This window comes from Streptomyces sp. LS1784 (assembly GCF_020103755.1).
In the GTDB taxonomy this organism is placed as follows: Bacteria; Actinomycetota; Actinomycetes; order Streptomycetales; family Streptomycetaceae; genus Kitasatospora.
Window position 1 is genome coordinate 1 of record NZ_JAHSQD010000226.1, and the last position, 12284, is coordinate 12284.

11 protein-coding genes and 1 pseudogene are annotated in these 12284 nt (G+C 70.8%); 10 read left to right on the forward strand and 2 right to left on the reverse strand.

The genetic code is table 11. The features are described 5' to 3' along the window. The first annotated feature begins 362 nt into the window (after positions 1 to 362). A complete protein-coding gene (locus KS423_RS24120; protein WP_224281766.1) occupies positions 363 to 623 on the forward strand; it encodes a hypothetical protein in 261 nt (86 codons plus the stop codon). A gap of 76 nt (positions 624 to 699) precedes the next feature. Here the strand turns inward: KS423_RS24120 and KS423_RS24125 are convergent, their stop codons facing one another. Then, positions 700 to 2256 carry an RICIN domain-containing protein gene (locus tag KS423_RS24125; RefSeq protein ID WP_224281767.1) on the reverse strand — a complete coding sequence of 519 codons (1557 nt, stop codon included), beginning with the start codon at positions 2254 to 2256 and terminating at the stop codon, positions 700 to 702. Between the two features lie 374 nt (positions 2257 to 2630). Between KS423_RS24125 and KS423_RS24130 the strand changes: the two genes are divergently transcribed. The 8 genes and pseudogenes from KS423_RS24130 (at position 2631) to KS423_RS48100 (ending at position 9408) form a co-directional block, all read left to right on the forward strand. Next, positions 2631 to 3443 (forward strand): hypothetical protein, encoded by an 813-nt coding sequence (locus tag KS423_RS24130; protein WP_224281768.1) that lies wholly within the window; start codon positions 2631 to 2633, stop codon positions 3441 to 3443. 498 nt (positions 3444 to 3941) lie between these two features. After that, positions 3942 to 4280, forward strand: a pseudogene (locus KS423_RS24135) (transposase); the annotation flags it as partial. Positions 4281 to 4579: 299 nt separating this feature from the next. Then, entirely contained in the window at positions 4580 to 4738 is a 159-nt protein-coding gene (locus tag KS423_RS24140; RefSeq protein WP_224281769.1) for a hypothetical protein, read from the forward strand. 27 nt (positions 4739 to 4765) lie between these two features. Then, on the forward strand, positions 4766 to 5296 hold the full coding sequence (locus KS423_RS24145) for a hypothetical protein (protein WP_224281770.1): 531 nt from the start codon (positions 4766 to 4768) through the stop codon (positions 5294 to 5296). Between the two features lie 144 nt (positions 5297 to 5440). Next, the gene (locus KS423_RS24150; RefSeq protein WP_224281771.1) at positions 5441 to 5587 is read left to right on the forward strand and encodes a hypothetical protein; all 147 of its coding nucleotides are present in this window, start codon (positions 5441 to 5443) and stop codon (positions 5585 to 5587) included. A 79-nt stretch (positions 5588 to 5666) separates the two neighbouring features. Beyond that, positions 5667 to 6401, forward strand: a complete 735-nt coding sequence (locus tag KS423_RS24155; RefSeq protein WP_224281773.1) for a leucyl/phenylalanyl-tRNA--protein transferase — start codon at positions 5667 to 5669, stop codon at positions 6399 to 6401. 152 nt (positions 6402 to 6553) lie between these two features. Then, a complete protein-coding gene (lysS, locus tag KS423_RS24160; RefSeq protein ID WP_224281775.1) occupies positions 6554 to 8287 on the forward strand; it encodes a lysine--tRNA ligase in 1734 nt (577 codons plus the stop codon). 197 nt (positions 8288 to 8484) lie between these two features. Further along, positions 8485 to 9408 carry a helix-turn-helix transcriptional regulator gene (locus KS423_RS48100; protein WP_224281777.1) on the forward strand — a complete coding sequence of 308 codons (924 nt, stop codon included), beginning with the start codon at positions 8485 to 8487 and terminating at the stop codon, positions 9406 to 9408. 137 nt (positions 9409 to 9545) lie between these two features. Here the strand turns inward: KS423_RS48100 and KS423_RS24170 are convergent, their stop codons facing one another. Further along, entirely contained in the window at positions 9546 to 10781 is a 1236-nt protein-coding gene (locus KS423_RS24170; RefSeq protein WP_224281779.1) for a hypothetical protein, read from the reverse strand. A gap of 416 nt (positions 10782 to 11197) precedes the next feature. Between KS423_RS24170 and KS423_RS24175 the strand changes: the two genes are divergently transcribed. Next, positions 11198 to 12284 (forward strand): aminodeoxychorismate/anthranilate synthase component II (locus tag KS423_RS24175; protein ID WP_224281780.1); only part of this gene is annotated, 1087 nt, incomplete at its 3' end.

Genomic DNA, 12284 nt, shown 5'->3' on the forward strand with positions numbered 1-12284 from the left:
ACGACAAACGCCACGCCAACGGCCGCCCGCCGATCATTCTTCCCCTGCCCACCAACCGCGACCGCCGCCGCGCTGCCGCCGGCAGGCTCGACGACCCGTACTGGTACATCCGCCTGCACCACGCGAACGAGCACCCCAACCGCTGACCAGCCCCATGGGACGGCAGCGACCGAAGCGACCGACACCGAAGGCGGTGCGCGCCACGAGCAATGGGGGTGCAGCGCGCACCGCCCGCCCGATCCTGCCAGGGCCCCGCTGCCCGCCCCTGCGCCGGGCGACCTCTTGCGCCCGGCTGACCGCGTGGGAAGAGGTGTCGCCGGGGGCCACGGGCTTGCCCGGCCGTCCCCGGCCTGCGTCGATCGGTGCGGCTTGCCCGGCCCCACTCCCAACGCCGGAGCAGCCGGATCGAGTCGACCTCGTCCGGGCTCCAGGGCGCCATCGTCTCCGCCCACCAGGCGACCCGGTTCGTCCTCGACGGCACCCGCCCGCACATCATCCGGCCGCGCAACCGGCGCGCGCTGCGGTTCGAGGTCGCCGCCCAGGTCGTCTACGCCCGCCTCGTCCACCACCCTGGCACGCGCCCGAACAACTTCCTCGGCCGGGCGCTGCGCGAAGGTCGCTGACCCTTGAGTGCTGCACTGACGTACGGCGCCGTCCCCGCCGGCCCAGGTACGAGGCCGGCGGGGACGGCGGAGTTGCTCAGCTGAGGGGTGCCCAGAACTGGGAGTTCGAGCTGCTGTACTGGTTGAGGACCACGGCGGAGCCCACGGCGGGGCTCGTCCGGTCGAGAGCCAGGCTACCCATCGGGTGGGTGATCCTCAGCGTTCCGTTGCTCTTGGTGACCTTCCACTTCTGGTCGCTGTTGGCGGGGTCGTATGCCTTGACGATGACCGTGCTGCCCACGTTCACGGGGGAGGGGAGGGTGAGGGCGAGCGGCTGGGGGCAGCCGTCGGTGATCCGCACGGTGCCGTCTGCGTTCGCGTCGATCCTCCAGCGCTGCCAGCTGCGGGTGGCGTCGAGGGTGCCGAGGCTGGTGCTGGAGCCGCTGGGGGCGGTGCACGAGCCGTTCACCTCCAGCGCCAGGCCGCTGCCGTCGGTGAGGCTGTGGTACTTGCCGTCGCCGACGATGGTGGGCCCGTAGTCGATGGTGTGCGGGTTCAGCTTCCCGAGCGCCGTGCTGTCGGTGGACAGGGGCGGATTCGCCGCCGGGCGGGTGGTGTTGAAGTAGGCGGAGAAGGTCATGGGCTTCTGCGCGGTGATCGCGGTGATGCTCGCGTTCCAGTTGGTGTCGACGGTGCGCCAGAGGTCGAGGAGGGAGCCGGCGACATTGCCCTCCACCACGTCGCCGACGCCCCATCCGTCGCCGTAGGTGAAGTTGGTGCTGTTCCCGTCGCCCCAGACGGTGCGGGAGTCGCCGAGTACGTAGGCGGCGGAGGCGGTGGCGAAGCCCTCCGACCAGGCGCACCCGTCCGAGCTCGCGTACCAGACGTAGTGGGGTTGGCAGTTGACGCCGGACGGCATCAATCCGTTGTACATGCGGTGCATGAGGAAGTGGCTGGCCTCGTGCAGGATGACGTGCTCGGAGTCGGCGTCGGCGCCGTAGAGAAAGGCGCTGTTGGAGCCGGGGTCGTACGCCGCAGAGCCGGAGGCGTCCACCCAGTAGACCGTGAGCGGGGTGCAGGCTTGGCTGTTCGTCTCGTTGGTGGACCAGCAGAGGCTATTGGGGTTGTTGCGGTTCGACCACAGGAGGTAGATGGTGTCGAGGATGTGCCAGGCCCTGGACGTGGAGGCCGGGGGCTTGGCTGTGCCGATGTTCCTGTTGCCGGTGACGTTGGAAAGGGCCGGCAACTGCATGGTGTAGATCTGGTTGCTGTTGTCGGCGACCCACCACAGATTGCTGACGGAGGCCCATGCCTTCACCCACACGGTGCTCAGCGAGGTGGTCGTGGTGGGCGTGTAGCAGAGGTTGTAGCTGCCGTCGGCGGCGGTGTGCCCCACGACGTTCAGTGCGTGCGGCGAGTCGGTGCTCTTCTCTGCGCCCCACAACTCGACGACGGCGTAGCGCAGCGGCTTGGTGCGAGTGGGCTTGGCCGTTCCGTCCTCGGCGGACTGGTAGTCGTACTGGATCGCGCCGCTGATGCAGATCGGGGTCGCCGCCCGCGCGGCGGTGGCCGTGAGCGGGACAGCGGCCACGGCGGCGACGAGGGCCACGGCCAGGGCAACGGCTCGGAACGACAGCCGCAGTCGGATGGTCAAGATGATTCCTCCCGGTTGTGTCCAGCTGGAAGCGCTGTGCACCCCGGCGCGGGAGATGGCGGCGGTTCGAGGCCGCGCCCGACACCGGGACGCGCCAAAGCTGCTCGCCATCAACCGGACTGGGCGGTTCCCAATGGTCAACGGCGAGGTCACCTCCTGGCAGGGCGCGTGACCGAGCGCGCGGAAGCGCAGTGGTAGTGAATGAACGTCATGTACATGCGCCCGGTCTCGCCCCGGCGGAGCCGAGGAGCATCGGGGCGCTGGCTGATGTCGGGGCTGCGCGCCGCCCCGCCGGCCGCACTCCGGCTACCCTTGCTCGCGCACGAGCCGTCTGATTGTGGGCCGGGCGTGATGCGGAGCCGATGGAGCCTGCCATGCGCCGCACGTTCACGATCAACACTGAGCCGCACGTCGCCGAGATCGGTGACGTCGAACTTCTCTTCCGGCCCGAGGTGATGGGCGATGAGTTCCCGGACGCCTACACGAAGCTGCGCAGGACACTAGGTGTACGGCAGCCGCCAGCGGACCCGCCGCCCCGGCGGCCGCTGCTGGCCCTGGGATGGGGATCAGGTGTTCAGCGGATGTGGGCGATGCCGGGACACCGCGAGGCCTGGCCCCACGGTCTTCGGTGCCGTCGGAGACGGATAGCCTCCGGCGGGAACGGGTGGCTGATGGGAGTGGACGTGGACATCGAGGAGATGTTGGACCGGCTTGCCGCGGTGATCGGGCCGCCACCTGCGGACGGAGTGGTTCCGGTCCCGTGGGAGCTGGGGCCCCAGGCACTTGGTTTCCAGCTGCCCGCGGACTTTCGGGCGTTCGCCGACCGGTACGGGATGGTCAGCATCAGCGACGAGCTGAACGTCTACACACCATCGGCAGCGCCCAGTCCCGAGACCGGGCAGCCGCTCGGCTTCGAGGGGTTCCTGTACTTCACGACGGAACCCTACGGATACTGTGCCGTGCTGGCCCAAGCCTACCGGGACGGGGACTTCGACGAGTGCCCGTATCCGCTGTTCCCGGCCGAGGGCGGGCTTCTGCAGTGGGGCAACAACTGGAACTCCGACTACTTTTTCTGGCTGATGCGGGGCCCGGACCCGGACCGGTGGCCGGTCGCTGCCAAGTTCGACTCGAGGCGGGAGTGGGACCTGTTCGAGGGCGGCCCACGGGAAGATCTCTTCGGCGCTTGACGTCGAGTTCCGACACACGCGCGTCAGACGCTGCTCCACCCTACTTGCGGTGATGCGCAGTTGCCCGGCGATTGAGAGATCGGTGCAGTCCATCACGGCCAGCGCGGGGACCCGTTGTTCGGAGCCGGTGAGGGAGGTGGCGCCGCCCGCATCGGGGCCGGGGGCGGGGGATGATGGGGGTCCGGTACTGGGGGTTGGGTGTGCCGGGATGCGTGGTGGGGCAGGGGGTGTTGCGTGGAGATCATGGCCGGTACGGGACTGGTGGGCAGGGCGTGGCCGGAGCTGGTGCCGGGCCGGTGTCCGGTGCTGGTGGTACCTGCCGCGGCAAGGCGCCCGGTGGCGGCGGGGCAGGGGTGGGCCCACGACGCGGGCGTCCTGGAGGGGGATCCGGCCCCGGGCTGGTCCGCGTTCGCGGCTGCACCGGGCCTGACGGTGCGTCGGCCTGACGGCGAGGCCTGGTTCGACGGGGAACTCGCGGCCGGGCGCGAGTGGTGGCGGGCCCTGCAACTGCTGGAGGTCCGACACCGCGCCCACGCCCGCGTCGAGGACCGCATCCGCTGCGGCAAGACCACCGGATTCGGCCGCTTCCCTTCGCGCTACTTCGCCATCAACGCCGCCTGGCTCGACCTGCTCGCCTGGACCCAAGCCCTCCTGCTGGACGGAGAGTTGGCGACCGCTGAGCCGAAGGAACTCCGCTACCGGCTGCTGCACGCCGCCGCGCGCATAACCCGCGGCGCCCGCCGACTGTACCTGCAGATGGCCGCCACCTGGCCCTGGCGCCACGATCTCGCGACCGCCTTCACCCGCCTGCTGGCCCTGCCCCGGCTCGTCGCCTGAACCGGCACGACCACCTTGCCCACCCGCGACCCGAGGACCCTGGAGACACCGGCCGCGCGTCGGGCACTCGGCATACCCAGCACCCGCACCTTGACCCTCGGACCACTGCCAAGGCCACCAGCCCAGCTCAGCCGGACCCAACTGAAAGGTGGAGGCTAGAGCAAATGCGGCTGACGGATATGTAAGTGACTGGTCATCAGCAGTGCGAGTTGATGCGGTCATTGAAACGTAACATTGCACATGTTACGTTTTGCATGGCTGAGGGGGGTGTCATGCAGTCAGGCTCAAGGGCAAGTGCGGTGGTCGGCCTGGCGCCGGTGCTGTACGTGACGCACACGCTCGAGTTCTGGGAACTGCTGCTGATCGCGGCGGCTCACGGGGCGTTGTCGGAGGTCTACGAGACCGCGCTGTTGCCGACGATTGCCGGGCCCGAGCAATTGGTCCAGATCAACGGGTGATTGGCGTCAGGATGGTCCGCTGCCGAGATGGCGGGGCCAGCGCTGGCCGGCGTGCTGTCCAAAGCGATGGCCGCGCCGGTGGCTCTGATCGGCGACGCCCTGTCTCATCTTGCATCGCTCGCCTCGTTGCTCGCTCTGCGGATCCGTTGGACCGAGGACGCGAACACGGCGGAGGGCGGGAAGAACGAGGGCGAGTCGGTCGGCTACTTCGCGTCCATCGGGCGTGGGTTCGCAGTACTGCGGGACCTGCCGGTCAGGACGCTGGGCCTCGGCGGCGCGGCGTTCATCGCGTTCGGCGGGGTGTGCGAGTCGTTCAAGCCGGTGTTCGCGCTGCGGGTGCTCGGGATGTCCCTGGTGGTCCTGTGTTGTGCGATGACGTTCGGGCTGTCGGGCGGGGTGATCGCGGTGGCGGGTTTGCGGGTGCTGGTGGCTGTTGCTGGTCGGTGCGGTGGGTCAGCTCCTGGTCGGGCTCGCGCTCGGCATCCTGCGAGGGTGGCTGCCGAAGATCCCCCCACCCCGGTCATGCGGGCGGCAGCGTCGGTGGTCGGCACGGCCTGACCGCGAGCGGTTTGACCGGTGCGAGCCGCCTGCGTGGTGCGGTGGCATCGCGTCCAGTTCCATGCCTTTGCGCGGTTCTGGGTGTCCGCCCCGCGACGTGGGGCGGAGTATCCCGACAACAGCCTGGAAGGAAAGGAGGTTCCGATGAACGAGGAGACCATCAACGACGTCGCCAATCTGGCGGTGGTATGGTCAGCCAGCTCCCGTGAACTGACGGCCCATCAACTAAATGACTGGAATGCGCAGTCGATTCACGCCGAACCGAACAAGCGTTTCGCCGACGATCGGTGACACCGCTTCGCTGCGAATCAAAGGGCGAGCCATGGCACAGACGTGGAATTTCCCGCATTGGCAGGACTCCCACGGCGACATGCCGATCGCACTGGGCGGGGATCTCTCCCTGGAGACGATGCTGAAGGCCTATCGCGGTGGTGTCTTCCCGTTCCCGCCGAGCAACGAGCACTGGGCGGACTGGAGCGAGGAGCAGTGGGGCGCCGCTCTCGACGAAGGGCGGATACCGGTGCTGTCGCCCACCGAACCCCGGTTCGCCCTCCAGCGGTGGGCGCCCGGCCGGCGCGCGGTGCTCACGCCCGCGACCGCGCGGCTCGGCAGCACGTACCGCCGCAAACTGCTACGCACCGACTGGACCACCACCCTCGACACGGTACCGGCCACGGTGGTCGAGCGCTGCGGCCCCGGCCGCGGCAAGGAGACCTGGCTCTCCCGGGACCTGGCCGACGCGTTCCTGCGGCTCGCCGGTGCCGGCGTCCTGCACACCGTCGAGGTCTGGGATGAGGAGGGCGAGTTGATCGGCGGGATGTTCGGCGTACTCACCGGCACCGTGCTCTCCGTCGAATCCGGCTTCCGCACCCAGGACAACGTGGTGAAGGTCGCGCTGCTCGACGCCCTGGACCGGCTCACCACGGCCGGCGGGCAACTGCTGGACGTTCAGATACTCAGTCCGCACCTGGCGGCGATCGGCGCCCAGGAGATCCCGAAGGCCGACTTCCACACCTTCCTGGAGGCGGGTCTTGGCACGACGATCGAGCTGCCGACCGAGAGGCTCCCGGTCCGTCGGCTGCTGAAGGCCCCCGAGGGCCCGTGATGCCACCTCGCCGGCACCGGGAGGGTTCCGGGCCGACTCCCTGATAGGCAGGAAAACCGGTTCGGCTGACCGCCGCCACCTGACAGCATCGAAGCCCGCATCCCAGCGGGCCACACCCAAGCGGGCATCGCCCGAGGAAAGGACGTACCGACGTGGCACTTGGCAACTCCGAGGCCGACTGGGTCTCCCGATTCGCGGACGAGGTCATCGCCGAGTCGGAGCGTCGCGCACCTGGCAGGGCGGTGGTGGTAGCCTCCGGCCTGAGCCCCTCCGGCCCCGTTCACCTTGGGAACCTGCGCGAGGTGATGACCCCGCACCTGGTGGCCGACGAGATCCGTCGGCGCGGAGTCGCCTGCGAGCACCTCCTCTCGTGGGACGACTACGACCGGTTCCGAAAGGTGCCGGCCGGGATCGACCCCGCCTGGGCAGAGCACATCGGCAAGCCGCTGACCTCCGTGCCCGCGCCTCCCGGCAGCAGCTACCCGAACTGGGCCGAGCACTTCAAGGCACCGATGGTCGAGGCGCTCGACCGGCTCGGTGTCGAGTACCGCGCCGTCAGCCAGACCGAGCAGTACCGCTCCGGCGCGTACCGCAAGCAGATCCTGCTCGCCATGCGTGAGCGCGGGCGCATCTACGCCGTCCTCGACGGGTTCCGCACCAAGGACCGGTCGGCGTCCGCGGCCGGGGAACGGCGGCCCGGCGCCGCCGGGCCCGTCTGCGGCGAGGGTGAGCAGGAAGCTGCGGCGGGCTCCGGCGCCGCGGCGGAGGAGGACGGCACGACCGCTGCCGGCTACTTCCCGTACAAGCCCTACTGCTCGGTCTGCGAGCGCGACCTCACCACCGTCACCGGCTATGACGACGCGACCACCACGCTCGACTACGGCTGTGCCTGCGGGCACCGCGAGACGGTCCGGCTCGCAGAGCACGACCGGGGCAAGCTGGTCTGGAAGGTCGACTGGCCGATGCGCTGGGCGTACGAGGGCGTGGTCTTCGAGCCCTCGGGCGTGGACCACCAGTCCCCGGGCTCTTCCTTCGTCGTCGGTGGCAGTCTGGTCCAGGAGATCTTCGGCGGTCGGCAGCCGATCGGCCCGATGTACGCCTTCGTCGGCATCAGCGGCATGGCGAAGATGTCGAGCTCGAAGGGCGGGGTGCCGACCGCCGCCGACGCGCTGAGGATCATGGAGGAGCCGCTGCTGCGCTGGCTGTACGCGCGGCGCAAGCCGCAGCAGTCCTTCACCGTCGCCTTCGACCAGGAGATCCAGCGCCTCTACGACGAGTGGGACGCGCTGGAGCGCAAGGTGCAGGACGGCACGGCGGGCGTGGCCGACCGATTCGCGCACGACCGGGCCGTACGCACCGCCGGGCGCGAACTGCCCCGCACCGGGCGCCCGCTGCCGTACCGGATGCTTGCCTCCGTCGCCGACATCACCGCCGGCGACCCGGCGCAGACCCTGCGGATCCTCGGCGAAGCGGACCCGGAGTGCCCGGTGGCCTCCCTGGACGAGCTGAGGCCCAGGCTGGACCGTGCCCAGTACTGGATCGAGCACCACGTGCCCGAGGAACAGCGCACCCGGCTGCGGACGGAGCCCGATCGGGACCTGCTGGCCGGGCTCGACGCGGCCGAGCGGGAGTCGCTGAAGCTACTGCTAGACGGGCTGGACGAGCACTGGTCGCTGGAAGCGCTCTCGCACTGGGTCTACGCGGTGCCCAAGCTGCGGGCCGGCCTGCCGGCCGACGCCAAGGCGACGCCCGAGCTGAAGGTCGTCCAGCGGGCGTTCTTCGCGCTGGTCTACCGGCTGCTGGTCGGCGGGGGCACCGGGCCGCGGCTGCCCACCCTGCTGCTGGCGACGGGTGCGGACCGGGTCCGCACCCTTCTCGGCGGCTGACCCGGCCGGGGCCCGGTGGCGTGCGGCGCTCCGGATCCGCGCCGGTCATCGGGCGGACACGGGGCCGCCGCCCGACTATCCTCGGACGGCCCCGTAGGAGGGATTTGGCGATGTCGGAGCTGGCACGCGCGTATGGCTGGATCGTACAGAACGGGGAATACTGCCCGCCCGACCTTGCGACCCTGGCCGGACACCTGGTGAGGACACCGGACACAACCGCGGAACTGGTCCGCGGACTGCTGGAGCTGCGGCTGCTGCACCCGGCGCCGGGCCGTCCCGGGGTCCTGCTGCCCAGCAGTCCGCAGACCGCGATGGCGGAGTTCGCCCACCCGATCGAGGCGGAGATCAAGGAGCGCCACCAGCGCCTGGAGCAGCGGAAGTCGCGACTGCTCCCGCTCAGTTCGGTCTACTTCGAGGGGCGCAAGGCCCGCAATGTGCGGGAGTCCTTCGATGTCGTCACGGACGTGGATCGGGTCCGCGCCGTGCTCGCCCAGGCGGCCAGGGCCTGTGCGGTCGAGGTGTTCAGCGCCCACCCCGGAGTGTTCTCCGAGCAGGCGGTGGAGAGCTCGCTGCCGCAGGACCTCGAACTGCTGCGCCGCGGAGTGCGGATGCGCACCCTCTACCAGCACCCGGTCCGCACCAACCGTCCGATGCGCGAGCTGATCGGGACGCTAACCGCCGAGGGCTGCGAGGTGCGGACCTGCGAGGAGATCCACGACCGCACGGTGATTTTCGATCGAGAGACCGCCTTCATCCCGAACCGGTTCGGGGACCCGGGAGCGGTGGTCATACGGGAGCCCTCGGTGGTCGACCTTCTCTACCGCGGTCTGGAGCAGCTCTGGGCCGCCGCCACTGCCTGCCCGGAGGACGCCCGGCCGGCCCGGACCACCGACGTCCTGGACGAGGAAATCAAACGGGCGATCGTGCGGATGCTCGCGGACGGCGCCCGGGACGAGACCATCGCCCGTCGGCTTGGCGTCTCGCTCAGGACCTGCCGACGCCACATCGCGGAGGTGATGGAGCGGCTGGACGCCTCCAGCCGCTTCCAGGCTGGGGTGCGGGCCGCGGACGTCGGCTGGCTGGGGCGGGGCGATGCCGGGCAGCAGCGGGTCGGAGTCTGATGCCGGGCGCGGGGCCTCGTGCCGGCGCCACGACGTGGGCGCTGCGGCATCCGCGCTCCGGGTGGGGCTCCCCGGCTCGGCCGACCGGCAGCGGAGCCCCGCCGGGGCCGCTCGGCCCCGACCCGGCCCGGGCAGGGTCAGCCCAGCCACACCGGGCCCCAGGCCACCGCCTGCGGGCCCAGCAGGCTGTCCGAGGTCAGCCGGATCCCCAGCAGGCGGAGCCGGTGCGGGCGCAGAAAGTCCAGGACGGCCCCGGCCAGCCGCGGCAGGTCCGCACCGCCGTACCTGGTCAGGAGCCTGGTGGCGGACGGGGGCTGTCGGCACAGCACCCCGGACGGCTCCGGCTGGGCCAGCGCCCACTGGGCCCGCGCGGCCGCGTACCCGAGCGCTTCCTGTGGGCTCGCGCCCCACTCCGCCGCCAGCAGCCGCCGGGTGTCGGGGTGCACCACCCTGGCGATCGCCCAGCCGTCCGCCAGCCCCGGGACGACGTGCAGACCGGCCAGGCCTGGCAGGGTTGCCTCCCGGCCCGGCCGGGACCGGAAGGACCGTAGTGCCCGCTGCTTCGCCAGGCCGCCGAGCGGCACCGCCTGACGGGCCAGCAGCGCGAGGGCGCCGTCGAGCAGCCAGCACAGCTCGGAAGGCCCGGCCGCGCCGACCGCGCCGCGCGGGCTCGGTGCTCCGGCCGGGTGACCGGCGGCCGACAGCCCGCGCAGTCCGCCGAGCACAGCGGCGAGCAGAGCCTCGGCGGGAGTGCCGCCCCAGCCGGTGACGGCCGGGACGACGGAGCCAACACAGACCAGCACTGTCAACGTGACCGGATCCACGGCGGCGGACCCGTGGGCGGATGGGTCGCCGAGGCGGCGGTCGGTTCGGCCGAAATCGGCGGGCCTGCCGCTGCTTGGCCCGAAACGGCCGCCCGGCGCGTCGGCACCAGGACCGTCGACGCGCCGGGCGAGGAGCCCGGTCCACGGGGAGAACAGCCGGGTCAGTTGCGCCGGGTCGGCGGCGAACGGACCGGGTCGCTCCGCCAGTACGTCTGCAAGCGACCTGATGCCGGACCAACGGACCGGCTCCGGAAGGCCGGTCACCGTGTGGATCGGCGCCCCGTCCGAGCGTCGGACGATCAGTGCCGTCCCGGCGCCGGTGCCCAGCAACGACGGGTCGACGTCCCGGCCCGTGACCGGGGACATGGGTGTGCCTCGCCGCTCGGGTGGCGCCGGCAGCAGGAGCCGCTGCCAGCCTTCGGCCCGCGCGACCAGCTCTCGGTGCACCCGCCGGTCTCTGCCGGCCGCCGGACCGACGACCACGGTGTCGCTGAGCAGCGTGACCGGAAGGGCGTTCGGCGCGGCAGTGCCGCTGTTCTCGTCTGCCACTGCAGCGGATCTTCTCCGGAGGGAGGACGGCGCCGGGCGGATGCCGTCGCGCCGTGCCGTCGCGTAGATGGGGACGCCCACAGGGCTGCCGCGGCGTCGGGGGAACGGCCCTCAGGATCACAGAACGCACCGCGTTGCACAAGGCCGCCGGAGCGCTTTTGACCGAACCTCCGCGGCATTTGCTGCCGTGCAGCTTCCTGCAGTCCGCAGGGTCTGGCGCGGATTCATCCGAACGGGCAATCCTGGTCCGGCAGCGTTTGGTGGACGGAAATCCGACCAGGAATGACAAGGTGCCTTCGAATGGACCGTTTCACTTTCCCGGACAATCAGATCCAGCCCGCTTCGGATTCGACGGGTTGGGATTAGCCGGCGCCAATCCGATGGAATCATTTCGAGCAACAGATGGCGGCAACAGCATGAGCGAGTCCTGGTCACCGCTTCCGTCCGTTCCGACGGGACGCCTTACTCTCCTAATCGACAACTACGACTCCTACACATTCAACCTGTTCCAGCAGATCGCCGAGGTCAATGGTCGGCCGCCGCTGGTCGTGCGCAACGACGAACTGGACTGGGCTGCGGTGGCCGGGCTGCCGGTCGACAACATCGTCATCTCGCCCGGTCCCGGGCACCCCGGCCGGGCAGCGGACTTCGGAGTCTGCGCCGACGTCGTCCGGCACGCGGCGATACCCGTCCTCGGAGTGTGCCTCGGGCACCAGGGGATCCTGCACGGGTACGGCGGCTCGGTCGTGCAGGCGCCCCGGCCGATGCACGGGGAGGTCTCGCGGATCCGGCACCGGAGCGCGCTCTTCGCGGGCATCCCGCAGGAGTTCGAGGTGGTCCGCTACCACTCGCTCACGGCGGTTGAACCACTGCCGCCGCTGCTGCGGGCTACCGCCTGGGCCGAGGACGGTACGGTGATGGCCCTGGAGGCAGCGGACCGCCCGCTGTACGGAGTCCAGTTCCACCCGGAGTCGGTACTGACGCAGTACGGGTACCGGCTGCTGGCCAACTTTCAACTGCTCCACCCCGCCCGGTCGTCGGACCGGCCGCCCGTGGCCCTGGCATCCGGTCCGACGGTGCCAGGACCGGCGGTGGCGTCCGCCGCTCCTGCCCCGGTGTCCGGATCGGGATTCCTGCCCGCCCCTTGGGGCGAGCGGCCGCGGCCCCTGATGCGGGTGGCCGACGCGCCCTACGCACTGCCGGGCGCGGCAGTGGCGGAGGCGCTTCGCGAGCCGGGACGGCCGCTGGTCTGGCTGGACAGCTCCGCCCCCGGCCCGGACACCGGGCGCTTCAGCTACCTCGCACCCGGCGGGGGACCGGCCGGAGAGACGGTGCGCTACCGGGCCGGCGGCAGCAGCGATGCCGGCGGCTTGACGCTGGAGCGGTCGGACGGCACCCACCGGATCGACGGCCTCGACGTTTTCGACTACCTGAAACTCCCTCGACTTTTGACGTTTTTGTTGATCGTCGTGTGGGTCGCTCGGGTGGGTGATGTGGCGTCAT